This window comes from Streptomyces sp. NPDC051217, from assembly GCF_044455465.1.
GTDB lineage: Bacteria > Actinomycetota > Actinomycetes > Streptomycetales > Streptomycetaceae > Streptomyces.
The window spans coordinates 996,787-1,021,317 of the sequence record NZ_JBITEV010000001.1 but is presented as its reverse complement, the minus strand read 5'-3'; the positions used below and the strand labels follow the sequence as shown (position 1 = coordinate 1,021,317).

At 69.6% G+C, this 24,531-nt stretch carries 26 protein-coding genes; 13 read left to right on the top strand and 13 right to left on the bottom strand.

All coding sequences use genetic code 11. The annotated features are described in order from the left end of the window. Positions 1-513: 513 nt before the first annotated feature. Together rpsN and rpmB are read right to left on the bottom strand one after the other, a co-directional pair. Positions 514-819, bottom strand: coding sequence for a 30S ribosomal protein S14 (gene rpsN, locus ACIBBB_RS04625; RefSeq protein ID WP_398978600.1), 306 nt, complete (start codon positions 817-819; stop codon positions 514-516). Then, positions 819-1,055 (bottom strand): 50S ribosomal protein L28, encoded by a 237-nt coding sequence (gene rpmB, locus ACIBBB_RS04620; protein WP_398978598.1) that lies wholly within the window; start codon positions 1,053-1,055, stop codon positions 819-821. Before rpmB ends, rpsN begins: the two co-directional genes overlap by 1 nt. 70 nt (positions 1,056-1,125) lie before the next feature. Between rpmB and rpmG the strand changes: the two genes are divergently transcribed. The 4 genes from rpmG to rpsR are packed head-to-tail and all read left to right on the top strand — an operon-like array spanning position 1,126 to position 3,034. After that, the gene (gene rpmG / locus ACIBBB_RS04615) at positions 1,126-1,290 is read left to right on the top strand and encodes a 50S ribosomal protein L33 (protein WP_398978596.1); all 165 of its coding nucleotides are present in this window, start codon (positions 1,126-1,128) and stop codon (positions 1,288-1,290) included. A gap of 48 nt (positions 1,291-1,338) precedes the next feature. Next, the gene (locus ACIBBB_RS04610) at positions 1,339-1,593 is read left to right on the top strand and encodes a type B 50S ribosomal protein L31 (protein WP_398978594.1); all 255 of its coding nucleotides are present in this window, start codon (positions 1,339-1,341) and stop codon (positions 1,591-1,593) included. Beyond that, on the top strand, positions 1,593-2,747 hold the full coding sequence (locus tag ACIBBB_RS04605) for a CobW family GTP-binding protein (protein WP_398978592.1): 1,155 nt from the start codon (positions 1,593-1,595) through the stop codon (positions 2,745-2,747). Before ACIBBB_RS04610 ends, ACIBBB_RS04605 begins: the two co-directional genes overlap by 1 nt. A 50-nt stretch (positions 2,748-2,797) precedes the next feature. Further along, complete coding sequence (gene rpsR / locus ACIBBB_RS04600) at positions 2,798-3,034, top strand: 30S ribosomal protein S18 (RefSeq protein ID WP_398978590.1); 237 nt, start codon at positions 2,798-2,800, stop codon at positions 3,032-3,034. 242 nt (positions 3,035-3,276) lie between these two features. Here the strand turns inward: rpsR and ACIBBB_RS04595 are convergent, their stop codons facing one another. The 5 genes from ACIBBB_RS04595 to ACIBBB_RS04575 are packed head-to-tail and all read right to left on the bottom strand — an operon-like array spanning position 3,277 to position 8,757. Next, on the bottom strand, positions 3,277-4,176 hold the full coding sequence (locus tag ACIBBB_RS04595) for a Gfo/Idh/MocA family protein (protein ID WP_398978588.1): 900 nt from the start codon (positions 4,174-4,176) through the stop codon (positions 3,277-3,279). Positions 4,177-4,221: 45 nt separating this feature from the next. Continuing rightward, positions 4,222-5,418 carry an ROK family protein gene (locus ACIBBB_RS04590; RefSeq protein ID WP_398978586.1) on the bottom strand — a complete coding sequence of 399 codons (1,197 nt, stop codon included), beginning with the start codon at positions 5,416-5,418 and terminating at the stop codon, positions 4,222-4,224. A gap of 26 nt (positions 5,419-5,444) precedes the next feature. After that, entirely contained in the window at positions 5,445-6,311 is an 867-nt protein-coding gene (locus ACIBBB_RS04585; protein WP_398978583.1) for a carbohydrate ABC transporter permease, read from the bottom strand. Next, a complete protein-coding gene (locus tag ACIBBB_RS04580; protein WP_398978581.1) occupies positions 6,311-7,324 on the bottom strand; it encodes a carbohydrate ABC transporter permease in 1,014 nt (337 codons plus the stop codon). Before ACIBBB_RS04580 ends, ACIBBB_RS04585 begins: the two co-directional genes overlap by 1 nt. Positions 7,325-7,356: 32 nt before the next feature. After that, complete coding sequence (locus ACIBBB_RS04575) at positions 7,357-8,757, bottom strand: ABC transporter substrate-binding protein (RefSeq protein ID WP_398978579.1); 1,401 nt, start codon at positions 8,755-8,757, stop codon at positions 7,357-7,359. Between the two features lie 194 nt (positions 8,758-8,951). On the opposite strand from ACIBBB_RS04575, the gene ACIBBB_RS04570 reads away from it, so the two are divergent. Genes ACIBBB_RS04570 through ACIBBB_RS04555 form a run of 4 tightly spaced genes read left to right on the top strand, consistent with a single transcriptional unit; the run spans position 8,952 to position 14,162 of the window. Continuing rightward, positions 8,952-10,022 carry a zinc-binding alcohol dehydrogenase gene (locus tag ACIBBB_RS04570; protein ID WP_398978576.1) on the top strand — a complete coding sequence of 357 codons (1,071 nt, stop codon included), beginning with the start codon at positions 8,952-8,954 and terminating at the stop codon, positions 10,020-10,022. Positions 10,023-10,033: 11 nt separating this feature from the next. Further along, a complete protein-coding gene (locus ACIBBB_RS04565; RefSeq protein WP_398978574.1) occupies positions 10,034-10,834 on the top strand; it encodes a TIM barrel protein in 801 nt (266 codons plus the stop codon). Continuing rightward, on the top strand, positions 10,831-12,225 hold the full coding sequence (locus ACIBBB_RS04560; protein WP_398978572.1) for an MGH1-like glycoside hydrolase domain-containing protein: 1,395 nt from the start codon (positions 10,831-10,833) through the stop codon (positions 12,223-12,225). The genes ACIBBB_RS04565 and ACIBBB_RS04560 overlap by 4 nt, the downstream gene beginning before the upstream one ends. Then, positions 12,222-14,162, top strand: coding sequence for a glycogen debranching N-terminal domain-containing protein (locus tag ACIBBB_RS04555; protein WP_398978570.1), 1,941 nt, complete (start codon positions 12,222-12,224; stop codon positions 14,160-14,162). Before ACIBBB_RS04560 ends, ACIBBB_RS04555 begins: the two co-directional genes overlap by 4 nt. A gap of 234 nt (positions 14,163-14,396) precedes the next feature. Here the strand turns inward: ACIBBB_RS04555 and ACIBBB_RS04550 are convergent, their stop codons facing one another. The 4 genes from ACIBBB_RS04550 to ACIBBB_RS04535 are packed head-to-tail and all read right to left on the bottom strand — an operon-like array spanning position 14,397 to position 18,375. After that, positions 14,397-15,299 carry an alpha/beta fold hydrolase gene (locus ACIBBB_RS04550; protein WP_398978568.1) on the bottom strand — a complete coding sequence of 301 codons (903 nt, stop codon included), beginning with the start codon at positions 15,297-15,299 and terminating at the stop codon, positions 14,397-14,399. A gap of 31 nt (positions 15,300-15,330) precedes the next feature. Further along, positions 15,331-16,182: an alpha/beta fold hydrolase gene (locus ACIBBB_RS04545; protein ID WP_398978566.1), complete on the bottom strand. Its 852-nt coding sequence runs from the start codon at positions 16,180-16,182 to the stop codon at positions 15,331-15,333. Then, on the bottom strand, positions 16,179-17,327 hold the full coding sequence (locus ACIBBB_RS04540) for an FAD-dependent monooxygenase (protein ID WP_398978564.1): 1,149 nt from the start codon (positions 17,325-17,327) through the stop codon (positions 16,179-16,181). The genes ACIBBB_RS04545 and ACIBBB_RS04540 overlap by 4 nt, the downstream gene beginning before the upstream one ends. Next, positions 17,311-18,375: an NADP-dependent oxidoreductase gene (locus ACIBBB_RS04535; protein ID WP_398978562.1), complete on the bottom strand. Its 1,065-nt coding sequence runs from the start codon at positions 18,373-18,375 to the stop codon at positions 17,311-17,313. Before ACIBBB_RS04535 ends, ACIBBB_RS04540 begins: the two co-directional genes overlap by 17 nt. A 174-nt stretch (positions 18,376-18,549) precedes the next feature. Between ACIBBB_RS04535 and ACIBBB_RS04530 the strand changes: the two genes are divergently transcribed. Further along, positions 18,550-19,173, top strand: a complete 624-nt coding sequence (locus ACIBBB_RS04530) for a TetR/AcrR family transcriptional regulator (protein WP_398978560.1) — start codon at positions 18,550-18,552, stop codon at positions 19,171-19,173. A gap of 148 nt (positions 19,174-19,321) precedes the next feature. Here ACIBBB_RS04530 and ACIBBB_RS04525 read toward each other — a convergent pair whose 3' ends face one another. Next, the gene (locus tag ACIBBB_RS04525) at positions 19,322-19,756 is read right to left on the bottom strand and encodes a hypothetical protein (protein ID WP_398978558.1); all 435 of its coding nucleotides are present in this window, start codon (positions 19,754-19,756) and stop codon (positions 19,322-19,324) included. Between the two features lie 998 nt (positions 19,757-20,754). Here ACIBBB_RS04525 and ACIBBB_RS04520 point away from each other — a divergent pair. The 4 genes from ACIBBB_RS04520 (at position 20,755) to ACIBBB_RS04505 (ending at position 23,154) form a co-directional block, all read left to right on the top strand. Then, on the top strand, positions 20,755-21,222 hold the full coding sequence (locus ACIBBB_RS04520; RefSeq protein ID WP_398978556.1) for a MarR family winged helix-turn-helix transcriptional regulator: 468 nt from the start codon (positions 20,755-20,757) through the stop codon (positions 21,220-21,222). 242 nt (positions 21,223-21,464) lie between these two features. Then, positions 21,465-22,082 carry an NAD(P)H:quinone oxidoreductase gene (wrbA, locus tag ACIBBB_RS04515; protein ID WP_398978554.1) on the top strand — a complete coding sequence of 206 codons (618 nt, stop codon included), beginning with the start codon at positions 21,465-21,467 and terminating at the stop codon, positions 22,080-22,082. Positions 22,083-22,178: 96 nt separating this feature from the next. After that, a complete protein-coding gene (locus ACIBBB_RS04510) occupies positions 22,179-22,736 on the top strand; it encodes an SDR family NAD(P)-dependent oxidoreductase (RefSeq protein WP_398978847.1) in 558 nt (185 codons plus the stop codon). 112 nt (positions 22,737-22,848) lie between these two features. After that, on the top strand, positions 22,849-23,154 hold the full coding sequence (locus tag ACIBBB_RS04505; RefSeq protein ID WP_398978552.1) for a dihydrofolate reductase family protein: 306 nt from the start codon (positions 22,849-22,851) through the stop codon (positions 23,152-23,154). A 509-nt stretch (positions 23,155-23,663) separates the two neighbouring features. On the opposite strand, the gene ACIBBB_RS04500 is transcribed toward ACIBBB_RS04505, so the two are convergent. Beyond that, positions 23,664-24,425: an SDR family NAD(P)-dependent oxidoreductase gene (locus ACIBBB_RS04500; protein WP_398978550.1), complete on the bottom strand. Its 762-nt coding sequence runs from the start codon at positions 24,423-24,425 to the stop codon at positions 23,664-23,666. Positions 24,426-24,531: the final 106 nt, after the last annotated feature.

Sequence of the window (24,531 nt, the reverse complement as noted above, 5' to 3'; positions counted from 1 at the left end):
CGATCTCATCCGCCCCTCATCCGTTGTTGTGTCCGCACGCACGCACCGGCGGCAAGAGATGGACGTTCCCCCCCTCGCTCCGCACGCGGCCGCATGTCCGTCTCCGGCCCGCTCGCACAGAGCGCCATGCGCAGGCGAACCGTCGCCCAGAATTCCTGCGTGACCACGACAACGTTAGACGAGATGGTAATCATTTTCAACAACTCGCGGGGTCGACTCCCGGGATCGACTACCGGGGTCGCGGCGGCTCATCAGTAGCCGCGCCAAAGGCATGACGGCCAGGGGGAGTTGGGCCCCTGGGAGACACGCATGGTCAAGCCGTCGACCAACATGCTCCGCCGGCACACCCGAAGGACGCCGTCCACAGTCGGACGATGAGGGACAGCCGGGCGATGGCGCCGGGACGGCGCCGCCCCGGGACCGGCGAACCCCGGCCGTGACCCCGCTGAGCCACGGCCAGGAGTTCCCTCCACTACATGAGCGGCCACATGAGCGGCTACATGAGCGGCACGGTCACCAGGACGACTTGGTGATCCCGGGGAGGAAGCCGGCATGGGCCTGCTCCCGCATGCGGACACGCGACAGGCCGAACTTCCGCAGGTGGCCGCGCGGTCGCCCGTCCACACTGTCCCGGTTGCGCACGCGGGTCGCGCTGGCGTCGCGGGGCTGGCGCCGGAGTTCCCCCACGGCCACCCGGCGTTCGGCCTCGGTGGAGGACGGCCGGCGGATGATCTCCTTCAACTCGGCACGCCGGGCCGCGTACCGCTCGACGATCGTCTTGCGCTTCTCGTTCTGCGCGATCTTGCTCTTCTTGGCCATCAGACCTTCACCCCCCGGGCGCGGACACGGGCCACAGCGGCCTCGATGCCGATGCTGTCGATGGTCTTGATCGCCTTCGCGCTGAGCGTCAGCCGGACATACCGGCCCTCGCTCGGCAGCCAGTAGCGCTTGCGCTGGACGTTGGGGTCGAAACGGCGCGATGTGCGTCGGTGCGAGTGGGAGATCTTGTTGCCGAAACCCGGCTGGGCGCCGGTCAGTTGGCAATGGGCGGACAAGGTCTTACCTGCCTCTCGGGGGGGGCGACTGCTTGTTGGTTATGAAAACCATTGCCATATACTACCCTCCATGACCCGCAACGAGATACGCCCGATCACCAAACTCCGCTCCACCGCGGGGACCGGCTACACCTACGTCACCCGCAAGAACCGCCGCAACGACCCGGACCGCATGGTCCTGCGCAAGTACGACCCGATCGCACGCAGGCACGTCGATTTCCGCGAAGAGCGCTGACCCCTGCGTTCGCCCCCTCCCGCTCCCCCTCCCCCGAAGGACACCGAAATGAAGCCTGGCATCCACCCCGCGTACGGCCCTGTCGTCTTCCGCGACCGGGCCGCGAACCACGCTTTCCTCACGCGCTCCACCCTCACCAGCGACAGGACCGTCGAGTGGGAGGACGGCAACACCTACCCGGTGGTCGACGTCGAGATCTCGAATGTGAGCCATCCCTTCTACACGGGGAACGCCCGTGTCCTGGATACCGCCGGACGAGTCGAGCGGTTCGAGCGCCGCTACGGCCGGCTCGGGGAGAACTGATGCGGGACGAGGCCCGGCTGCCCGTCGTGATCGTCGGCGGGCTCCACTCCGATGCCCGCCGGGAGGTCGTGGACCGCCTGCTGCGTACGGTCCCCGGCAGTGTCGCCCTCCACCACAACTTGTCCACGGCGGCCGAAGGTACTGTCCTGCGCCAGGTGCGCGACGCCTCGGGCGAGCTGTCCCGTGGCCACGCCCCGCTTGTCAACGACTGCGCCTGCTGCGCACTGCGTGAAGATCTGGTCCCCGAGCTGGAGCGGCTGGCCGACAGCGGGCCGGCCCGGCTCGCGATCGTCGAGCTGTGGGACTCCGTCGAGCCCAAGGCGATGGCCGAAGTCGTCGTCGCCCACGGCGTCGGCGTGGTCGAACTCACCAACGTGATCACGGCAGTCGACCCCGCGCTCGTGCTCCCCTACCTCGCGAACGGCGACGACCTGGCCGAGGCGGGTCTCGCAGCTGCCACGAGCGACCAGCGCACCATCGGCGACACCTGGGCCAGGCAGCTGGAGTACGCGCCCGTCCTCGCCATCGTCGACAACGAGGAAACCGACGACGAGGACCGCGCGCTCCTCGCCCAACTCCACCCCACCGCCCGCCAGGTGACCGCCGGCTCCGGCGAACTCGCCCGGCTGGCCTTCGCCGGCTTCGATGTGGAAACGGCCGCCGCCGCCCAGCACCCTGCCTGCGCCCTGCTCCCTCAGGAGGCGGAGGAAGCAGGTGTGGCCACCTTCGTCTGGCGCCGCCGCCGTCCCTTCCATCCCGAACGCCTCTATCAGGCGCTGGAAGACCTGTGCTGCGCTGCCGCCCGGAGCCGCGGGCGGTTCTGGCTCGCCGACCGCCCCGACACCCTTCTCGCCTGGGACGCCGCCGGCGGAGCCCTGTGCGTGGAGAACGCCGGCCCATGGCTGGCTTCCCTGCCGGACGCCGCCTGGGAGATGGTCCCGCCCATGCGCCGAGCCGCTGCCGCACTGGACTGGCACCCGGAGCACGGCGACCGCTGTCAGCACCTCGTCTTCACCTCCCCCGGCCTCGACCGCGAAGGGCTCGTACAACTCCTTGAGTCCTGCCTGCTCACCGATGCCGAGTACGCCGCCGGCCCCGAGGCGTGGAGGCGACTGCCGGCCGCGTTCGACTCCCTCCTCGACCCCGTCACATAAAGCCGGCCACACATCAGCCCGGTCCGCGACCCACCACCGCAGGAGCACACATGGCCCGCCGCCAAGACCCCCGCAAACCGCTGAAGTCCCGCCCCAACCCGCTGGACGCGGCAGGGGTCACGTACATCGACTACAAGGACACCGACCTGCTGCGGAAGTTCATCTCCGACCGCGGCAAGATCCGCAGCCGCCGCGTCACCCGCGTCACGGCCCAGCAGCACCGGCAACTCGCCACGGCGATCAAGAACGCCCGCGAAATGGCGCTGCTCCCGTACGTGAGCCGGTAGCTCTCAGCTTGTTTCCCAACGTCCGCTTCTGGAAGGGGGTTTGGTCGTTTTGGGGCTGTGAGCGCTGGGTGGGACAGAGGTGCGGCCTCGGTGTGTGCGTTGTCACGGAGCTTGACGTCGCCCGGTTGCGGCGACGTCTCGCCGTGGCTGTGCAGATCCGTGAGCTGGTCGGCGCCTGATCGACGCCGGACAGTGGAACAACGGCGACCCGCGGATCCTGATCGTCCTCGCGCCGTTCCCGCTCAGACGCTGGTGGCCGCCATCGTGATCAGTTCCTGGAGGCGCAGCCCGCGTGCCGCGTCGAGCGGGCCCGCGGTCCCCGAGCGGACCGCGGCGGCGAACTCGCGGCGCAGCACGGGCCAGCACTCCTCGTGGTCCAACTCCGCCGTGTCGTAGGTCAGTTCACCGGTCGGTCCGTACAGTTCGACGCGTGTACGGGCCCGGTCGAGGCCCACCGAGCCGGACAGCGAGGCCTGGCTGACCGCGCCGTTGGTGTGTTCGCACGTCAGCTCCGACCAGCGGCGGGGATCGCCCGAGCCGCGGACCGAGGCGATCGGGCCCACCGCCATGTCCAGCAGATCGAGCAGATGTGGTCCGAGGTCGAGCAGTGCGCCCTGTTCCAGGCGCCAGGGCGTGGCGAGTTCACCCGTGCGGAACGCGCCGTGCAGGTAGCACGACCTCGCCCCGGTGACCTCGAACTCCTCTGCGCGGCGCAGGAATTCCCTGGTGACCGGGTGGTACCGCTTGGTGAGTACGAGCTGGGTGACGACGCCGTGCTCGGCCACCGCGTCGGCCACCCGTCGCGCCGCGTCGAGATCGGGCCCGAGCGGCTTCTCCAGCAGCATCGGACGGCCGGCCCGTGCCGCGCGTACGGCCAACTCGGCCTGCACGGAGGGGGGTACGGCGAAGGCCACGGCCTCGCAGCGGTCGAGCAGTTCCTCGAACGAGCCGGCGACAGCGGCAGCGTACGGCTCGGCGGTCTCCCGCGCCGCCTCGGGACGGCGCGCCCATACGGCGGCGAGCGCCGTCTCGGGCCCGGCCGCGAGCATGCGGGCGTGCATCGTCCGGGCCCAGGGGCCGGCCCCCACCAGCCCGACCTGGACAGGGCCGGCATCGGTCGCGGGGTAGGGGTCGTACGGCACGGTGTGCTCCACAGCGGTCGGGGGTGGTGGTCGGTGCGGGGGCGTCTACCCGTTCATCGCGGCCAGCCTGTCGTCGGCCTGGTCCGGCGAGTACAGCCGCTCGACCACCATCGTCGCGGCGCCGGTCAGCGCGGCCTGGTCGCCGAGTCCGGATGTCACGACGTTCAGGTGCGCGGTGGTGCGGGGCATGGCGCGCTGGTACAGCAACTCCCTCACACCCGTGAGGAACGGCGTGCCCGCGAGGTCCCCCGCGAGGACGAGTACCCCCGGATTGAGGAGCGTCACGACCGTCACGAGCACTTCCCCCACCCGCCGCCCGGCCTCCCGCGCCAGTCGGACCGCGTCGGGCTGACCGTCCGCCAGACGCGTCCGTACGTCGGACCCCGAGGTGGTCGGAATGCCCGCCGACGTGAGCTGCCCGGCGATGGCGCGCCCGCTGGCGACGGCGGCCAGACACCCGTACGCACCGCACATGCACAGGGCATCGGCCCGGTCGTGCAGCCGGATGTGCCCGATGTCGCCGGCGCCGCCGTCGATGCCCCGGTACGGCTCTCCGTCCACGACGACCCCGGCGCCGATCCCTGTCGACACCTTCACCAGCACGAACGCCGAGCAGTCGGGGTAGTGGACGCGTTGTTCCGCGTACGCCATCAGATTCGCGTCGTTGTCGACGAGCACCGGCACGGGCGCCGTGCCGGCGGTCGGGACATGGCGCGCGTACGCCCGCTGCATACTCTCCGGGATCGGGTACTGGTCCCAGCCGGGCATGATCGGCGGCTGGATGACCTGGCCGGTGGCCCAGTCGACCGGCCCCGGCACGGACAGGCCGATGCCGCACAGCCGGGCGGGTTCGGCACCGGCCGCCCGGAGGAGACCGGGGAACCAGCCCGCCAGCGTGTCGAGGACCTTGTCGGGCCCGTCGGCGATGAGCAGCGGCTCCGAGCGCTCGGCCAGGATCCGTCCCGCCAGGTCGAGGACGGCGGCGCGGCTGTGCCGGGTCTCCAGGTCGACGGCGATGACGACGGCGTGCCCGGAGTCGAACTCCAGGCGTGCGGAGGGCCGTCCGCCGGTGGACGCGCCCGTCGCGTCGCGCAGCCAGCCCGCCGCGAACAGCTGGTCGAGGCGGTTGCCGATGGTGGACCGGGAGAGTCCGGTCGCGTGCTGCAACTCGCCGCGGGTGGTGGCCTGTCCGCCACGGATCAGCCGCAGCAGATGCCCGGGGCTCGCCTGGTTGGCCGGCATGTTCGTGAATGCTCCTCGCTCTGGTTCTAGCCCTTGTCGGCGCCGCTGGTCAGGCCCTCGGTCAGCAGACGTTCGGCGGCGAAGAACAGCAGTACCACGGGGATGGTGAGGACCACGGAACCGGCCATCAGAACGGTCTTGGAGACCTCGATGCCTCCCGCGAGCTGCTGAAGTCCGAGGGAGACCGTCCATTTGTCCGGCGACGCGGCCAGGAAGAGGAGCGCGAAGAGGAATTCGTTCCACGCGATCATGAACACGTACAGCCCGGTGGCCATCAGGGACGGCAGGGCGAGCGGCAGGATCACCTTCCGTACGGTCTGGAGCCGCGAGCAGCCGTCCAGGGCCGCCGCCTCCTCGATGCTGCGCGGGATGGTCGTGAAGTAGTTCCTCATCATGTAGATCGACACCGGCACGGTCTGTGCGATGTACACGATCGCCAGGCCGACCAGGTTCCCGGAGAGCCCGAGCTTGGCGAACATCACGAACAGCGGCACGGCCAGCAGCGTGGCGGGGAACAGATAGACGGCGAGGAACATCGCGCTGACGTGCCGGCTGCCGAAGAACCTGAGCCTGCTGATGGCGTACGCGCCGGGGACGGCCGCGGCGAGGGTGAGCAGCACCGTACCCAGCGCGACGGCCGCGGAGTTGAGCAGCATGCGCAGGAAGCCCTGGCCTCCCTCGGAGGTCGGCTTGAGCACGCTGCGGTACGTGTCGAGGGTGAAGTCCTTGGCGGCCACCCAGAGCGAACCGGGGTCCAGCAGCAGGGCGTCGATCGGCTTCACCGACAGCAGGAGCATGTAGTAGAAGGGCACGATCGTGATCGCCGCCAGGAAGGCGATGGTCACCCATCGGGCGACGCCGAAGAAGCGTTCCTCGAACTGCGTGCGTGTCATCACGACTCCTCCTGGACCTTCTTGGCGAAGAACGTGAAGTAGATGCCGAGCAGCACCATCAGTACGGCGGCCAGCACGAGTGCCTGGGCCGCCGCGGCGCCCACGTCGAAGCGCGCGGTGAGGAAGTCGTAGACGCGGACGGCGACGACGTCCGTGCCTGCCCCGCCGCCGGTCAGCAGGTAGACGTCGTCGAACTTGTTGAAGGTCATGATGAATCGCAGGACGCTCAGCAGTGCGATGACGGGCATCAGTTGGGGCAGCAGGATGTGGCGGAAGTTCTGCGACGGTGTCGCGCCGTCGACCCGCGCGGCCTCCTCAAGACCGTCCGGCACGGCCTGGAGCCTGGCCAGCAGGAAGAGGAAGGCGAAGGGGAAGTAGCGCCATGCCTCGAAGGCGATGACGGTGAGCAGCGCGAGGGGTATGCCGAAGTGCAGCCCGAGCAGGCTCACTTCGTACGAGCGGGTGGACAGGAACGCGATGGGATCGTCCCAGCCCAGCAGCTTGCCGCCCCACTCGTTGACGATGCCGTACTGGGGGCTGAGCGCGACCTGCCAGACGAAGGCGACCGCGACGACGGGTGCGACGTACGGCAGGAGCATCGAGCCGCGCAGCAGTCCCCGGCCGCGGAACGGCCTGCGCAGGGCGAGCGCGGCGATCAGGCCGAGCAGGATGGAGCCCGCCGTGGACCCCGCCGTGTAGAGCAGGGTGGTGGAGAGGCTGGACCAGAATCCGGCCGAGCCGAAGACAGCGGTGAAGTTGTCCAGGGACCAGTTGCCGAACAGGCCCATGCCCTGGATGTCGACCAGCCTGGCGTGCTGGAACGCCAGCAGCACGGTCCACAGGATCGGGATGATCACCACGACCAGCACCACCAGGAAGGTGGGCGTGACGAAGGCGAGTCCCGCACGGTTCTCGCGCTGCCCGGCGGTGACCGGGCGGCGCTTCTTCCCGGTGGGTGGGCGGCTTTCGGTGGGAACGCGGCGCGTCTTCGCGCCGCTCGGTGCAGTGCTCATATGGATTCCTCGACGGGGGCGCCGGGCGGCGGCTACTGGAGTGACTTCTGGAGGGCGGAGACTTCTTCGTTCGCCTCGCGGGCGGCCTGGCGGGAGGAGATCTGGCCGCTGGTCATCGCGCCGATCGCCTTGGGGACCGGGAGTTCCCCGTTGGTGGCGCCGACGAGGGCGCCCTGGCCCTCGGTGATGCCCCAGCGCTTCATGTTGTCGACGCCGTCGGCCAGTTGGTCGAGCAGGTCGTCGGAGTAGACCTCGTTCATGGGCTTGCGGGTGTCGACGCCGGCGGTGCTGGCACGCCAGGCCTTCTGGTACTTCTCCGGCTCCGCGGCCGTCCCCCGGCGGACGGGGATCTTGCCCTCGGGCGCCATGCCGAACCAGTCCTCGTACCCCTTGTCCATCATGTACTCGATGAACTTGGTCGACGCGGCGGTCTCCGCGGTCCTCGTCACCGCCCACGAGGTCACCTCGCCGAACTGCGCGGGTGACCCGTCGGGGCCCGCGAGCGCGGTGACGATCCCGGTGTTGTCGGCGAGGAACGTGCCGTCCTTCTTGCATTCGGGGCAGCTCGGCAGCGCGTCCTTTCGCAGTCCCGCCAGCTCGTCCAGGATGAACGACGACCACACGATCATGGACGAGGCGCCGGAGAAGTAGGTGGCGCGCGTCGAGTCGACGGACTGGGTGCCGGCCGGACCGTACTGGCGGCCGAGCTTGTCGTAGGTGTCGAAGGCCCTCTCGCAGGCGGGGGAGTCGAGTGCCACGTCGCCGGCGTCGTCGACGAGTCGGCAGTTGTTCGCGAGCGCGATGTTCTCGAAGCTCTGCTGCGTGAAGACGTCGCTGGGGTCGGTGGCCACGGAGATGCCGTCGCGGCCCTCCTGGTCGAGCGTGTCGGCGGCCTTGAGCAGCTTGTCGTACGTGTCGGGCACCGCCAACCCCGCCTCCTTGAGCTGGTCCTGGCGGTAGAGGAGCAGTTGCAGCCAGGCGTCGGAGGGGACGGCGAGCTGCTTGCCCCCGTCCGCGGTCAGACTCAGGGCGTTGTCGGCGAAGGTGTCCTCACCGAGGCTGTTCACGATCTCGCCGCTGACCTCGGTGTTGAGCAGGTCGTTGCTGTACATCTGCCAGACCTGGCCCATCGGTACGGCTCCGATGACGTCGGGCAGCGTGCCCGCCGCAGCCGCCGACATGATCAGCTGCGGCAACTGGCCCTCGTCCACCCCGACGAGGTCGACCTGGACGCCCGTCTCCTTCTCGAACCGGTCGATGATCTTGTTGGTCGCCGCCATGCGCGGCGGAAGGTTCTCCTGTGACCAGACTGTGATCCTGTTGTCCGGACGGGCCGGGCCGGTGCCGGCGGAACAGCCCGCCAGCACACCGACACCCAGCACCGCCGCCAGGCCCGCCGCGATCCCCTTCGACCGCCGGATCCTCTTGCGCATGGCTCGCCCTCACCTACTCGGATCCCGAACTGCTCGGATCTTCGCGCCTTATGTTTTGGATAGCGGCATCTCAGCACTACTTCTGCGTATTGACAAGACATAAGTCTGAGATAGGTTCGACCTAAGTCCGACGAGGCGTGCCACGCCTCACCCAGCCGGACGCTCAGCACCGACCCACATCTCGGAGTCTTCACGTGGAACGCGTCGTCCAGTTCACCGCCCCACGGCACGTCGAAGTGGCCGCGCACGCCAGTGCCCCGCTGCCGGCCGGGCACCTGCGGGTCCGCACCCGCTACTCGGGCATCTCGGCCGGTACGGAACTCACGGCCTACCGGGGCACCAACCCGTATCTGACCCGTACCTGGGACCCCGAGGCACGGATCTTCCGTGACGGCGCGGCCGGCATCGAGTACCCCGTCGCCGGCTGGGGCTACTCCGAGGTCGGCGAGGTCACCGAGGTCTCACCCGAGCTCGAAGGCGGCTTGGACGGCGAGCGCGCCCGCCCGGCCGGGCTGCCCCGTGTCGGCGACCTGGTCTGGGGCATCTGGGGCCATCGCAGCGAAGGCATCGTCCCGGTCGAGCGGATGATCGGCCACACCCTCCCCGAAGGCCTCGAACCGCTCGCCGGAGCCTTCGCCCGGGTCGGCGCCATCGCCTACAACGCCGTACTCGCCGCCGACATCCACGTCGGTGAGGACGTGGCCGTCTTCGGCCAGGGCGTCATCGGCCTCCTCACCACCCGCCTCGCCCAGCTCAACGGCGCCCGCGTCACCGCCGTCGACGCGCTCGACGGACGGCTCGCCACGGCACGCGCCCACGGTGCGAGCCGCACCCTCAACGCCCGTAACGACGCGGTCGCCGAGTCCATACGCGAAGCCACCGACGGCCGGGGCGCCGACGTCGCCATCGAGATCAGCGGCGCCTACCCCGCCCTGCACGAGGCCCTGCGCTCCGTCACCGTCGGAGGCCGTGTCGTCGCCTCCGGCTTCTACCAGGGCGACGGCGCCGGACTGCGGCTGGGCGACGAGTTCCACCACAACCGCGTCCAGCTGATCAGCTCTCAGATCGGCGGTGTACCACCGCAGTTGGCCGGCCGCTGGACGGTGGACCGACTCCAGCGGACCTTCCTCGCTCTCGTCGCCGACGGCCGGGTCGACGTGGCGTCACTCGTCAGCCATGTCGTCCCCGCCGCCGAGGCCGCCGACGCCTACGCGCTCCTCGACGAACGCCCCGCCGACGCCCTCCAGATCGTCCTGGAATTCTGAAAGGCTCCCCGATGCTCAAGACCGCTTGCCAGGAGCAGTTGCTGCCCGGGGAGACCCTTCAACAGAAGTGGGACTTCGCGCGGGACGCCGGATTCGACGGGATCGAACTGCGCGCCAAGGGCGACCTCCACTTCCAGGAACGCCTCCCCGAACTCCGCCGGGCCCTGCGCGACGGCGTCGTCATGCCGACCGTCTGCGTCGACATGCTCCACTTCTTCGGAGCCTTCGACGCGAACCTGCGCCGCGACGCGATCGTCCAACTCAAGTCCCAGCTCTCCGTGATCGCCGAACTCGGCGGACTCGGCGCCCAGACCCCGGCGTCGTACGGCATGTTCTCCCGCCGGCTCCCGCCGTTCGAACCGCCGCGAGGCGCCGACGAGGAACGCGCCGTCCTGCTCGAAGGACTCACCGAACTCGGCGAACACGCGCGCAAGGAAGGGGTGTCCCTCTTCCTGGAGCCGCTCAACCGGTACGAGGACCACATGGTCAACCGGCTCGACCAGGCCGCCGAGTTGATCCGCACCGTCGGCCTCGACTCGGTCCGCATCGGCATCGACAGCTACCACATGAACATCGAGGAGGCCGACCCGGCGGGCGCCATCCTCGCCGCAGCGCCCTATATCGGACACGCGCAGGTCAGCGACTCCAACCGGTTCCAGCCCGGCGCCGGCCATCTGGACTGGCCCGCCTGGCTCGCCGCGCTGCACTCCATCGGTTACGAGGGCTACCTCGCCGTCGAGTGCCGTCTGACCGGCGATCCGGTCGAAGCCGTACGGTCCATCCCCACCCTGCTGCGAAGGTCGGGTGCATGACGGCCATCACCGCCGGCACAGCCGCGCCCCTCGTATCGGGCGCGGCCGGGACCCACACCGGCCGTCGGGCCCTGCGCGCCGCGGCGTCCCGTGTGCTGCTCGCCAACTGGACCGGCGCCTCCACCGTGCCCTCCCACACCCTCTACCCGCACCAGTGGAGCTGGGACTCCGCCTTCATCGCCGTCGGCCTGTCCCGCCTCTCGCCCCGCCGGGCACAGCGCGAGCTGGAAACGCTCCTCGGCGCGCAGTGGGCCGACGGCCGTATCCCGCACATCGTGTTCAACCCGGCCGTACCGCACGAGGCGTACTTCCCGAGCCCCGACTTCTGGCGCTCCAGCACCGCCGGAGCCGCGGCGGGCGCGCCTCGGGACATCGAGACCTCCGGGATCGTGCAGCCACCCGTGCACGCCCTCGCCGCCCGGCTCGTCCACGAGAGCGACCCCAAGACGTCCAGGCGGCGCGGCTTCCTGGAGCGGGTCTACCCGCGGCTCGCCGCCTGGCACGGCTATCTGCACGCGAACCGCGACCTCGGTGGCGGCGGGCTCGCGTCCGTACTGCACCCGTGGGAACCGGGCATGGACAACAGCCCCTGCTGGGACCGGCCGCTGGAGCGGATCGACCCCGCGCCCGCCACCTCGTTCCGCCGGGCCGACCTCGCCCACGGCGACGCCGCGGACCGGCCCACCGATCTGGACTACGGCCGCTACGTACGCCTCGCCACCGACTACCGCGACCGCGGCTACACCGACGCCGGCGATCCGCACGGCTTCGTCGTCGAGGACCCCGGCTTCAACGCCTTCCTCATCGTCTCCGAACACGCCCTCGCCGCCATCGCCCTGACCCTCGGTCAGGACCCGGAACCGCACCGGGAACGCGCCCGCGCCCTGACCACCGCCCTGGTGGCACGGCTCTGGCACCCCGAGGCCGGCCTGTTCCTCTGCCACGACCTGCGCACCGGCACGCCCATCGACGAGAAGAGCGTCACCGGACTGCTCCCGCTGCTGGTACCGGACCTGCCCGGCGATGTCGTCGAGGCCCTGCTGCGCACCGCCTGCGGCGAACACTTCGGGCTGGGCTCCTCCCCCACGGCACTCGCCCCCAGCTACGACCTGCGCGGACGCTCCTTCGACTCCTCCCGCTACTGGCGCGGACCGGCCTGGTTCAACATCAACTGGGCCGTCGAGCGCGGACTCCGGCAGCACGGGGCGCTCGCCGGCGCCGACGGCCTGCGGCACGCGATCCTCACCTCGGCCGGTGCCTCAGGCTTCGCGGAGTACGTCGATCCGCGCACCGGCCGGGCACGCGGCACGACCGACTTCAGCTGGACCGCGGCCGTCGTCCTCGACCTGCTGGCACGCACCGAGGAGCGGGAGGAGGGCATGGACCGATGAGTGCGGCACCCCAACTCCTCGTCCACGCGGGCACGTTCGCGGCACTCGACGGCGGAGGCGACATCACCGGCACCCGCGGCAGATCACCCGACGGACTCTTCGTCCGCGACGCGCGCCACCTCAGCCGATGGCGGCTCACCGTCGACGGAGACGTACCCACCGCCCTCGTCCCCGGCGACCCCACCGGCGGCACGACAGTGGTGCTCACCGCGAGCAGCACCCGCGACGAACCCTCCGACTGGACACTGATGCGCCGACAGGCGCTCGTCCACGGCCGGTTGGTGGAGCGCGTACGGATCATCAGCAACATCGCCCAGGACACCACGCTCATCCTCACCGTCGAAGCCGACGCGGACTTCGCCGACCAGTTCGAGCTGCGCGGCGACCGGCGTACGTACGACAAGCCCGGCGCCGATCGGGACACCCACACCGTCCCCGGCGGCGTCGAGTTCATCTACCGGCGCGGCGACTGGCGCTCGTCCACCACGGTCACCGCGACCCCCGCGCCGACCACCCTCACGGACAACGGCACCGGCCGTGATCTCACCTGGCACCTGCCGCTGCCCGCCCACGGCAGCGCCGAACTCACCCTGACCGTCACCGCGCGCGCCCACGGGGCCGCCGAACCGCCAACCGCCCCGAGAGGCCCCGAAGAGGCCGAGGCGCACGTGCGGCGCGAGAGCGCGTGGCTGCGGTCCGTCCCTCCGCTCCCGGCCGACGACGACACCCCACTCGGCCGCGCCTGCGCCCAGGGCCTCGCCGACCTCGCGCTGCTGCACGTCCCTGCCACCGGCCCGGACGGCGAGGACCTGCGCGTTCCCGGCGCCGGGGTTCCCTGGTTCCTCACCCTGTTCGGCCGCGACTCACTGCTCACCTCGTTCTTCGCGCTGCCCCACCTGCCGCGCGTCGCCGAGTCGACCCTCCTCGCGCTCGCCGCCACCCAGGCCACCGCCCACGATCCGGCGGCCGTGGCCCAGCCCGGCAAGATCGTGCACGAGATCCGTCACGGCGAGCTGTCCCACTTCCGACAGGTCCCGTACGGTCGCTACTACGGCTCCGTCGACAGCACCCCGCTGTTCGTCGCGCTCCTCGCCGCCCATGCCCGGCAGACCGGGGATCCCGCCCTCGCGCGCCGCCTCCAGCCCCACGCCCGCGCCGCCGTCCGCTGGATGTTCGAACACGGCGGACTCGACCGGCACGGCTACCTGGTCTACGTCTGCGACCCCGGCGGCCTGCTCAACCAGAACTGGAAGGACTCCGCCGGCGCGGTCTGCTTCGCCGACGGCACGCAGGCGACGGGCGCCATCGCCGTCGCCGAGGCCCAGGGCTACGCGTACGACGCCCTGCGCGGCGCGGCGACCCTCGCCCGCACGGCATGGGACGACCCCCGCTGGGCGGACCAACTGGACGCGGCGGCACAGCAGTTGCGGGCCCGTTTCCACGACGACTTCTGGATGCCCCGCAGCGGCTTTCCCGCGCTCGCCCTCGACGGGGCGGGGCGCCAGGTCGACGCGCTGGCCTCGGACGCCGGACATCTGCTGTGGTCGGGCATCCTCGACGACGAGCGCGCCCGAACCGTCGGCCGCCGGCTGCTGGAGCCCGACTTCTTCTCGGGCTGGGGCGTCCGCACCCTCGCGGCGGGCCAGGCGCCGTACCACCCGCTCTCCTACCATCGCGGCTCCATCTGGCCGCACGACAACGCCGTCATCACGCTCGGACTCGCCCGCCACGGACTGCACGACGAAGCCGCGCGGGTGAGCGCCGGTCTCCTCGACGCGGCGGCGGCGCACGGCCACCGGCTGCCCGAAGTCATCGCGGGCCACCCGAGGGAGGACGGCCACGGACTCATCCCGTACCCGCACTCCTGCTCGCCGCAGGCATGGGCGGCGACCACCCCCCTGGCCCTGCTCACGGCCCACCGCGCCGCCGGCGCCTGACGCCGGGGGCCGGTCCGGCGATCGAGGACGCGGGGACTCACTCCTGGGCCGGCAACTCCTCGATCCCGTCGTGCAGTTGGAGCGGCGGCCCGGTGCCCCCAGCGCGCCACCGCCTCGGCGTCCAGATCCCGGCTCCACGGCCAGCTCTCCATCGACGCCGACCGGAGTTCGCCGGTCGCTGCCTCAGCGGCCGCGCGCAAAGCGTCGCGTTGTCCACGCTGTTCCTCCGTTCCGTCATAGGGTCGGGGGGCCCTGAAGCTCTGCGAAGAAGTCGGCCAATTCCGCCGCCGTCTTCTCCGGGTACTCGAAGGGCACCATGTGCCCGCATCCGGGTATGACTTGACAGCGCTGAGGACTCAACAGGGCTTTGACCTCGGAGAGTTTGCCGATCGGCGTGACCTGGTCCTCCTCGCCCCAAAGGAGCAGGGTGGGTGTGGCAAGAAGTCCCGCCTGCCGGTAGAGGTCCTGCTGACGGTGCAGGTCGTAGTCGCCCAGAGTGGCGAAGAGGGCGTACATCGAACCCTCGCAGCGGTAGGTGTCGCACACCATGTCGGTCAGGGCTCGCACCTGTGCGGGGGTGCGGACGTTGTGGGACAGGTGCCCGCGCAGCAGCAGTTGACCCAGGTGCTTGCCGAGGAACGGCCCGACGCCGGGCGCCGTGGCCAGTCGTACGGGTGGGGCGTCGCCCTCGGTGAGTCCCGCCGGGCCGATCAGAGTCAGGGACTTCGTCTGCTCATGACTGCGCCGCAGCAGGGCCAGCGCGGTGAGCGCCCCCATCGAGGAGCCGACGGTGTGCCACGGCTGCGGTACGTCGAGGGCCTTGACCAGGTCGTGTGCCTGGCGCACGAACAGTTCACGGTCGTACGGGCCCTTGACGCGGTCCGAATACCCGCGCCCGTAGGCGCTGTACGTCAGGGTGCGCAGCCCGCGGCGGTGGAGATGGTCCACGACACCGTCCCAGTAGAACAGCGGGACGGTGAGGCCCCCGAGGAGGAAGACCAACTCCCCGTCGTCGGGTCCGGTGAGTTCGTAGTGCGTGATGCCGTCGGACAGCGGGATGAAGCTCCCCCGCAAGCGGCTGCGGGTGTCCGGGTTCAGGGGGAGGTTCTCGCCCCTGGCTCGGTAGAACTTGGGCATGGCGGAACTCATTCCTGAGAGGCTGTGGGACTCATTCCTGGCTGGTGGACGAGGGAAGCCCCAGATGCGAGCGGATGGCTTCGCGTATCTCTTCGGGTGCTTCTTCGGGCATGAGGTGCCCGATACCGGCGAGGACCACTTCCCTGCTGCCGGGGATGTCCGGGAGGAAGTGCTGGCCGTCGATCAGGTCGCTGCGGAGGATCATCGTCGGGGCAGCGATCTCGGCGATCCGGCCGGAGCGGTCCAACTGGTCGGTGTTGGCGAAATCGATGAAGGCGGAGCGGTTACCCGGCCGGTTCATCATCGCGGTGACCCGGTCGACCAGGGCCTGGTCGACGTGCATGCGCGGACCGACCGACGCACGCAGATTCTGCTCGGCCGTTCCGCTCGGCGCCCACCGCCGAAGCAGCGGACGCAGCAAGGGGTTTCGGGCCATCCGCAGAGCCTGCGGCAGGGACTTCTCGGGGTACCCCGTGGCGTTCATCAGAATCAGCCGCCGCACCCGCCGCGGGTGCTCGACCGCCAGGTTCCAGGCGATGTTCCCGCCCAGCGAACTGCCTGCCACGTCCACCTTGTCGAGGCCCAGGCCGGAAAGGAATTCCGCGACGAGGGACACGTACGCCTCGATGCGGTAGTCCCGGTCGGGACGGGGTCCGGTCAGACCGAAGGCCGGCAGGTCGAGCCTGATGACCTCGCAGTCGGCCTTGAGACCGTCCGTGACGGGATCGAAGGCCTGAAGTGAGGAACCGCTGCCGTGCAGCAGGAGAAGGGGAGGACCGCTGCCTTCTCGTTTGAAGTGCACGCGCACTCCATCGACCCAGGTGAAACGGGACTCCTCGTCGACATGGGCGTCGGCATCGGCATCGGCTTCGGCAGCAGTCATGTGTGGGCTCCGTCGAACATGCGCATCACCGAGGTGCGCTCAAGTCGGGCGGGAAGGCCACGCAGCACGGCGTCCCGTGCGGTGCTGAGCGGTCCCGAGGGCACGGAAGCGATCTGGTTCATACGAATCGCCTGGCGCTGGATCCACCGGACCCGCGCGCGACGTTCTTGTTCGTAGGCCCGGAAAGCGGCGGCCGGCGAGGCGGCGTTGTCCAGGCGGCGGGCCAGCACCGCCGCGTCCTCGATGGCCTGCCCGGCCCCCTGGCCGAGGTTGGGCAGCATCGGGTGTGCGGCGTCGCCCAAGAGGGTCACCGCGCCGGAGCCACCGCGCCAAGGCCGGTGCCGCAGCTCGAATTCGACAGTGTTCTTCGGCTCGGTGGCGGCGAGCGAATCCCGTGCCTCACGCGGAAATTGGCGGTAGAGCCGTTGATAGAAGGTGAGACGGTCGTCCGGGTCCAGCACAGGATGAGCGGGCGTGGGAATCAGGGCGAACCAGGAGCTGCGTCCGTCAGGCAGCGGAATGATCCCGAACTGCAGGCGGTAGCCCCACCATTCGAGCACCTCGTCGGGCCGCTCGGCCGCGGTCTCGGTGACCCCTCGCAGGCAGGTCGTCCCTGAGCTGACGGCCGGTCGGTCCCCGTGCAGCCTCGCTCGTATCAGCGAGTCGATGCCGTCCGCGGCCACCAGACCTCGGCCCGGCAGACGCTCGCCGGAGCGCAGATACACCGCCACTCCCCCGGCGGCCGTCTCGAACCCGATCACGGGATCTCCTGTGACCAGGCACCCGTAGTGGAGTTGGGAGAGCAAGGTCTCGTGCAGGTCGGCACGGTGGATGCCGAGCGCGGGAGCGCCGACGGCGCCCTCCACGTCCTCGGCCTTCACCTCGGTGAGGATCCTGCCGTTGACCGACATGATCGAGGTACGGGCAACTCGCCGCCCCCTGGCCGCAGTTCGGCGGCCGATGTCCAGTTCACCGAGCACCCGCATGGTGTTGTTCTGGAGCAGGATGCTCGCGTTGACCACCGTCGGCCGGGGCGCCGCCTCGATGACCGTGCAGGCGATTCCGCGTCGCTGGAGTGCCAGGGCGGCGGCCAGACCCCCGATGCCGGCACCGGCGATCACTATGTGCTCAGGCGATGTCGACAACAACCTTCCCCTTTGAACGTCCACGCTCCACGTACTCATGAGCGGCCGCGATGTCGGTCAGCGGATAGGTCTGGTCGATGACGGCCCGCACCTTGCCCCCGGCGGCCAAGCGCGCAAGGAGCTCCAGGGCGGCTCGGTCCGGGCGGAACAGGGTCCAGCCGTAGCCTCTGCGCCGCAGAGCCTGGCGAAGCCGTCGGCCGAGGAGCGTCGCGGCGGCCTGAACACCACCGACGAGCAGACCTTTCTCGTCGACGAGCGGCATCAGCGGGTGCACGATCGTGCCGTAGCCCGCTCCCGGTCCGCGGCGCAGGATGGAGAGCATCTTCCGCTCCTCGGCCTGGTCGGCCAGGCAGATCGCGAAGTCGATGTCGCGCAACTCCTGGGCGAAGTCCTGCGTGTGGTAGTTGATCACCGCGTCGGCGCCGAGGTCCCTGCACAGGTCGATGCCCGCCGGTCCGGCCGTGGTGGCGACGTACGCACCGAGTCCCTTGCAGACCTGGAGGGTCACCACGCCGGTGCCCCCGGAACCGCCCTGCAGGAAAACCCGCTTACCGGGAGCGCTCTCGGGCCGGAACCCCGCAGCCTTCAGGGCAGCCCATGCTGAAAGGAAGGCGTATGGGAGGGCGGCCGCCTCGCGGTAGGACAACTCCTCGGGCTTGGCCACGAGGTCGTCGGCCTTGACGACGCAGTACTCGGCGTACGCCCCCTGAGGTGAGGGCCGCTGCGCGCCGAAGACGGCATCGCCGACCCCCAGTGCGGAGACCCCGGGGCCGACGGCGGCAACGTCTCCGGACACGTCGTTGCCCAGAACGAGGGGGAATCCGGCGAGCCCGCCCAGCTTCATCAGTTTCCGGCCGTAGCCGCCCCGCCTCCGGCAGTCGATCGGATTGACCGAGCTGGCGCGCTGCCTGACCAGGACCTCGCCCTTGCCGGGCGTGGGAGTCGGCGCGTTGTCGGCCACCTCGAAGACCTCCCGAGCCGCGCCGAACCGGGCTATCCGGGCGGCCCGCATATGGCTGGGGGTAGTGGGTGCGATGCTGGAGCTCATAACGGATACGCTAGCACCGAAAAACTCTTTACGGCTACACAGACTCCGTAATTAGTGAGTGCAGGAGGGTGAAGATTCATGGCCGCCGAAACCTCTGCCCTACCGGGGAGTCCGGCCTGGTGGGCGAATCGCCCGCCGGCTCCCGTCCGCCGGCGCGGGCGTCCACCGGTGGACGTGGGCAAGGTCATCGACATGGCCCTGAAGCTCATCGACGAGGTGGGCGTCCAGGCGCTGACCCTACGGATGCTGGCCGACTCGCTGGGATCGGGCACGGCGACCCTGTACCGGCACTTCGCCGGCAAGGACGAGCTGCTGGCTCATGTGGTGGACCGGATTCTGGGCGAAGTCCGGCTGACGCCGGATGCCGTGAAGGGGCTGTCCTGGCGAGAAGCCGTCACGGTGGGGGCCGAAGGGCTGTACGACACCCTGCGCCGACATCCGAACGCGCTCCCCCTGCTGGTATCGCAGGTACCCGTCGGCCCGAACGGTCTGGCGAACCGGGAGCGCGCCATCGGACTCCTCCTCGGCTTCGGCTTCCCCGTCGGTTTCGCGGCCCGCGCGTTCACCGCGATCGGCCACTACGTGGTCGGATTCGCCATCCAGCAGCACGGCCCGGGTGCAGCCCAGCCAGAAGAACAGCCCCAACTGCACGACTACTACCGGTCCCTCGACCCAGCCGCCTACCCGGCCACGACAGCCGCCGCGGCGGAACTCACCAGCGTCCCACTCCACGAGGAATTCCGCTTCGGACTCGACCTGCTCCTCGACGGTTTGGAGCGCGCCAGGCGGGCGAGGTGACAAACCGTCGGCGTACCGCGAGCACGCGTGCAGTGCGGTAGCCGGGAACGTCGACCGGGTGGCGCGGCTCCTGGGCCACGCCTGTCGTCAATCGCCGGACGGGACCCGGTGAACCTTCCCGGTCACAGCACCAGGGCCGTCTTGGGGATCAGACCCCGCTCGCGGGCCCGGCAAGATCCCAAAGACTCGCCCCAGCAGCAGAGGGCGTCGGCGGCAGTTCGTGTCCGGCGGTCAGCGGCGGCTCCGCCGAGGTGAGCAGGTTCCGATACCGCTCCGCCAGTTGGGACGGCCGATTCCGGCTGAAGGCGACGAGCTCGCGGAAGACGCCGGAGTCGGCCAGGGCCACCGGGTCTTTCTGGTCGACGGCGTGGAGATCGACGTCATCCATCGCAGCCTCGGCCGTCACCACGTCGGCCAGTGCGGCACCTGCCCGCTTCGCCCGCAGTGCGTCGAAGGGTTCTGGGCGCTGCGCGTCGACCACGCCGGCGGCATCCAGCCGTGCCTCCTGCGCTCGGACCTGCGCCTGAACGCGAAGAGCCTGCTGCACGACCCCGACCGGTTCGCCGAAGCCGTCGCCGGACACATCTCGTCATTCACCGAGGGGACCCTGTGAGCCTGCCGCCCACCTACGCACCGATCCCACTCGACCGCCACGGCCGGCAAGGGCACTTCGTCGTACTGGAAGGGGTCTCACTGCGGGCCACCCAGTCCGGCCGTCAGCCCCGTGACCGACGTTGGGAGGGCCACGCGGGAGCAAATCTGGCCTCAAGCCGTGGAACGCTTCGAGCACGGGGCAGAGATCCCGTTCTCCGTCACCACTCGTGCTCGGCGGATGTCTTGACAAGCCGGTCGCGCCAAACGCGACGGCCTTGCGTTGTTCTGCAGTGTGATCATGCGCGGGCGGTGTTACGCGTTGTCGAAGTCGGTGCCACGGGTGAGGTCTTCCCACGCGGCCCGCTCCTCCAGTGTCTGCTGGACCCGCGGCGTTCAGGCGGTCGAGTGTCTCGTTGCCGAGGGCAAGCCTCAGCGGTGGACTGTCGTCGCCCAGAGCGGTCAGCAGCGCCGAAGCGATCTTCGCCGGATCGCCCGGCTGCTTGCCCGTTACCTCCTCCATGTGGGCCCGCAGGGCGCCGACCGTGTCTCCGTAATCACGATCGCGTCGATACGCACCGGGTCGGTCACGTCGAGCTCGACCGATTGCGCCCGCCCCGGGGTATGCGGAGACCAGCATCCGTGCCCCCTGCGTACGGCGGTCGGCCAGAACGACAGTGTCACCGGCCCCCAGTGCTGCCCGCGAGATCTCACGGCCGAGCCCCGAAGCGGCACCCGTAACCAGCCAAATCCGTTCCATGGAAGGATTCTCCCCTCCTGGGGAGACGTATCATCCATGGCTCAAGATGATACATCACCCTTACTGGACATGCAAGGCGCCCTCCCCTTGATCATCAAAAGGTTCGTTCGCCACCGTCCGTATCTTTGTCTCCGACTCCCGTCGGGGCGCCTCGGCGGAGCCGTCCTCGCGGGTGGGCGCCACTCGCCCGGCGTGGGTGACGTGTCCCCTCTTCGGTTAGGCTCGGCGCCATGGCTGATCCCCAGTGGTTGACGGAGCGCGAGCAGCGAGCATGGCAGGGATTCCTCTCCATGCAGGAGGAAGTAATGCGCCGCCTGAACCGGCAGCTACTCCTCGACTCCGGCCTTTCGGAGCCGGAGTACGCCATCCTTGCCACACTGTCCGAGGATGCGGAGAGCCGCCTCCGCATCTTCGAGCTACGGGATCACCTCAGGTGGGAGAAGAGTCGTCTCACCCACCTGCTCTCCCGCATGATCAAGCGCGGACTGGTCGAACGCCACCCCTGCATGGCTGATTCCCGCGGGGCATACGTCACCCTCACGGTCGAGGGCCGTGAGGCCATCCAGGCGGCCAGCCCGCTCCATGTCGCCTACGTGCGCCGCTCGTTCATCGATGCGCTCAGCCCGCTTCAGCTCGACGCCTTGGCGACCATTTCCGAAGCGGTGCTGACGCATCAGCGGGACGAGCCCGAGGAATGAGCGGGCCACGAGCGCGGTGCGGTCGGCGTCTCGGACGTCCCAGGACACGGGGGGCATCCGGGGACGCCGGGGCGTCAGCGGCCCCACGCTTTACTGAATGGGTGATGCATCAACCTTCTTAGGTTGATACATCACCCACTAAGCGCTAATCTTTGATGAGTCGCCCGCACTCTGCGGGCCGCATGACCTACCGCTAGGCGCTGTCCGCAAGCCACGGCGGCCACTGAACGAAGGACACTCTGATGCCTGATTCCGTCAAGCTTGCCGTCGTCTACTACTCGTCGACCGGTACCGGCACCGAGATCGCGAAGGCGGTCGCCGAAGGCGCCGAAAAAGCGGGTGCAGAGGTGCGCATCCTCAAGGCCGCCGAGCTGGCCCCGCAGGGTGTCATCGACAGGAACCCGGTCTGGGCCGCCCACCATGTCGACACAGCCCACCTGCCTGCGCCCACGCTCGACGACATCGAGTGGGCAGACGCGGTGATCTTCGGATCGCCGACCCGGTTCGGCAATGTCGCGGCTCAGCTGAAGCAGTTCATCGACACGCTCTCCCCCTTGTGGGGTGAGGGCAAGCTGGCCGACAAGGTCTACAGCGGCTTCACCTCCACCGCCACTCTGCACGGCGGTCAGGAGTCCACGTTGCTGGCTCTCTACAACACCATCCATCACTTCGGCGGTGTCATCGTCCCTCCCGGCTACACCGATGCGGTCAAGTTCGCCGACGGCAACCCCTACGGCACCTCGCACTTCGACGCCCAGGGCACCATCCCGGTCGGCGAGGACACCCGCGCCTCCGCCCGCTACCAGGGCGAGCGCGTGGTGCGGTTCGCAAAGGCGCTCAAGCTGGGCCTCGACGCCTGATCCGCACGGAGCGCCGCCGCCCCGGACTCGGCGGCGGCGCGAAGGGCCGGCGAGCGCACGCCGGAGGGGGCCCGCAGCCCCCGGCAGGTCGAAGACCTGGTTGGGCAACATCAACCTGTTCGGGGTCTTCAACGGCGTGATCGCCTGTATACCTTCACGAAGAGGGTCGGCGGCGGCTCGATCGTCAACATCGGCTCCAGTGCCGGACTGCGCGGCTATCCCAGCGCGGTTGGCCACGTCAGCTCGAAGTGGGCCATCCGCGGCCTCACCAAAACCGCCGCGATCGAGATCGGAACGCACGGGATCCGGGTCAACACCGTCCACCCCGGGCAGACCCATACCCCCGCCACCGTGAAGGCTCCGTTCAAGACCGACCACGTCGCCCTCAAGCGCGTGGGGGGAGTCCGAGGACATTACCCCGGTCGTCCTCTTCCTCGCCGGCGACGACTCGCGCTGGATCACCGGAGCCGACTTCAGTGCCGGCGGAGAACTCGCGGGCGACGCCACCCAAGGGCTGAACGTCCTGCGGAGCGGCCTCACCGACTCTCTCGCCCCGCGGGGACGCTCGGGTTCGAACGCGCAATGCGAACAGCGAGAGCGCTTGAGGAATGCTCGACGACTTGGCAGGGCGCATTGATCACTGCGGGCCGATAGGCACCGAACCGGCGCTTCCCTTTATCGCCCGCCGAATGACGGCTTCATGACGGGGATCGGAGCCCTCGCCGAAGAGTCGACTACCTATGAATGAACGCTGCGCGAGTCCAACATGCTCGAAGAGCCGCAGAACTGGCAGGCGCACTACGGTGACCGGCCGACCTTCGTTTTCACTTCCCGGGAGCTTCCACGGCCCGTCGGCGCCGACCTTCGCTTCGTCCGGGGACTGGTCGCCGACGCTGTGCCCGCGATCGTGAAATCCGCCGGTGGGAAGGACACCTGGGGCATGGGCGGTGGTGAACTCGCCGGTCGGTTCCTCGATGCGGGCGCCCTCGACGAGATGGCCTTCTTTGTCGCTCCGGTCTCTCTCGCCACCGGAGCGCCACTCTTCCCCGGCGAACAGCCGCAGAACGAATGACGCTCACGAGCGTCGCGCGGTTCGGGCCATTCGCCCACTTGAGGTACAACATCAAGCGGCAGCTTTAGACGGTGTCTTATGCCGAACGGCAGTACTTCCGCGAGGAGTTACAGCTCAGGAAGGCGAATTCGGTGATCGCCAAGGACCTGCGGGTCAGTGTTCGCTCGGTGCAGCGCCGGCGGCAGACGTAGGACGAGGGCGGTCCGCGCGCTCTGCGGTCGCAGGGCCAGTGTCGCTGCCGCCGCTTTACGGGACTGGCTGACCATCTGCTACCTGCCGCGCGTCGGGCGGGCTGCTGCCAGGACCCGCAGTGCCGACGTAGCAGCCTCTACGTCCCCTCCACGGTCTACATACAAGACGTGGGCGTGACGAGTCCTCGGAGGCCAGGGCCCTCCAGGTGCTCCAGCAGTGGTTCGGGGGCCGGTCACGGCTGCCGATCACGGCCCCCGGGGCTGTCGGACATCGCACCGGTGTCGGTGTTCCTGGCCGGTTGCCCCGGGGTGTCCGGGTCAGGGCCGGAGGCCGCCGGAGGCGAGCAGGACCTCTCCGGTCACCCATCGGGCCTCGGGCGAGGCGAGGAAGGTCACGGCGAGGGCCACGTCCTCCGGGCGACCCAGCCTCCCGAGCGGTGTCTCGGAGATCAGCTTGTCGATGTACGGGCTGCCGATGAGCCCGTGTTCGTGGCCGCCCTCGGTTTCCGTGCCGCCGGGGGCGACGGCGTTCACTCTGATGTTGGCCGGTCCGAGTTCCTTGGCGAGGACGCGGGTGATGGCCTCTACGGCGCTCTTGGTCGCCGTGTAGATCATCTGGTTCGGCTGGGAGATCTGGACCGCGGTGGAGCTGATGTTGACGACGCTGCCGCCGCCCCGGCCGAACCGTTTCACCGCTTCGCGGGTCGCCAGGACGACCCCGAGGACGTTGGTGTCGAACTGGTGGTGGAAGTCCCGCTCGGTGATCTCGGCCAGCGGGCCGAACTCGTAGACACCCGCGTTGTTCACCAGGATGTCCAGCGAACCGAATGTCTCGACGGTGCGATCGAACAGCGTGCTCAGGTCGACGGCCTTCGTGACGTCGGCGACCATGGCGATGGCCTTTCCGCCCTGGTGGGTGATGGCCTCCACGACCTGCTGCGCGCGGGTGCGGTCCCGGTCGCCGGGGTAGTGGTTGACGACGACCGCCGCACCGGCGGCAGCCAGGTCCTTCGCTATGCCGGCGCCGATTCCCTGTCCAGCGCCGGTGACCACGGCGACCTTGCCCGTGAGTGAGCCCATGATGTGTCCCTTTCGCAACGAACGGACTTCAGTCCGGTTTGTTGAGTGCAACAGGACCACGGTCCGTTTGTATTTCCGTCGAAGGCGCCGGGTTCGGCCTCGGCGC

Bases quoted from the DNA above. Each gene is read 5' to 3' on its own strand.
- ACIBBB_RS04565 (WP_398978574.1), top strand. From the start codon at position 10,034: ATGCTCAAGACCGCTTGCCAGGAGCAGTTGCTGCCCGGGGAGACCCTT.
- rpsR (WP_398978590.1), top strand. From the start codon at position 2,798: ATGGCCCGCCGCCAAGACCCCCGCAAACCGCTGAAGTCCCGCCCCAAC.
- ACIBBB_RS04500 (WP_398978550.1), bottom strand. From the start codon at position 24,425: ATGGGCTCACTCACGGGCAAGGTCGCCGTGGTCACCGGCGCTGGACAG.
- ACIBBB_RS04605 (WP_398978592.1), top strand. From the start codon at position 1,593: ATGCGGGACGAGGCCCGGCTGCCCGTCGTGATCGTCGGCGGGCTCCAC.
- ACIBBB_RS04520 (WP_398978556.1), top strand. From the start codon at position 20,755: ATGGCTGATCCCCAGTGGTTGACGGAGCGCGAGCAGCGAGCATGGCAG.
- ACIBBB_RS04555 (WP_398978570.1), top strand. From the start codon at position 12,222: ATGAGTGCGGCACCCCAACTCCTCGTCCACGCGGGCACGTTCGCGGCA.
- ACIBBB_RS04585 (WP_398978583.1), bottom strand. From the start codon at position 6,311: ATGACACGCACGCAGTTCGAGGAACGCTTCTTCGGCGTCGCCCGATGG.
- wrbA (WP_398978554.1), top strand. From the start codon at position 21,465: ATGCCTGATTCCGTCAAGCTTGCCGTCGTCTACTACTCGTCGACCGGT.
- rpmG (WP_398978596.1), top strand. From the start codon at position 1,126: ATGACCCGCAACGAGATACGCCCGATCACCAAACTCCGCTCCACCGCG.
- ACIBBB_RS04505 (WP_398978552.1), top strand. From the start codon at position 22,849: ATGCTCGAAGAGCCGCAGAACTGGCAGGCGCACTACGGTGACCGGCCG.
- ACIBBB_RS04610 (WP_398978594.1), top strand. From the start codon at position 1,339: ATGAAGCCTGGCATCCACCCCGCGTACGGCCCTGTCGTCTTCCGCGAC.
- ACIBBB_RS04545 (WP_398978566.1), bottom strand. From the start codon at position 16,182: ATGACTGCTGCCGAAGCCGATGCCGATGCCGACGCCCATGTCGACGAG.
- ACIBBB_RS04550 (WP_398978568.1), bottom strand. From the start codon at position 15,299: ATGCCCAAGTTCTACCGAGCCAGGGGCGAGAACCTCCCCCTGAACCCG.
- ACIBBB_RS04580 (WP_398978581.1), bottom strand. From the start codon at position 7,324: ATGAGCACTGCACCGAGCGGCGCGAAGACGCGCCGCGTTCCCACCGAA.
- ACIBBB_RS04590 (WP_398978586.1), bottom strand. From the start codon at position 5,418: ATGCCGGCCAACCAGGCGAGCCCCGGGCATCTGCTGCGGCTGATCCGT.
- ACIBBB_RS04575 (WP_398978579.1), bottom strand. From the start codon at position 8,757: ATGCGCAAGAGGATCCGGCGGTCGAAGGGGATCGCGGCGGGCCTGGCG.
- ACIBBB_RS04560 (WP_398978572.1), top strand. From the start codon at position 10,831: ATGACGGCCATCACCGCCGGCACAGCCGCGCCCCTCGTATCGGGCGCG.
- ACIBBB_RS04535 (WP_398978562.1), bottom strand. From the start codon at position 18,375: ATGAGCTCCAGCATCGCACCCACTACCCCCAGCCATATGCGGGCCGCC.
- rpsN (WP_398978600.1), bottom strand. From the start codon at position 819: ATGGCCAAGAAGAGCAAGATCGCGCAGAACGAGAAGCGCAAGACGATC.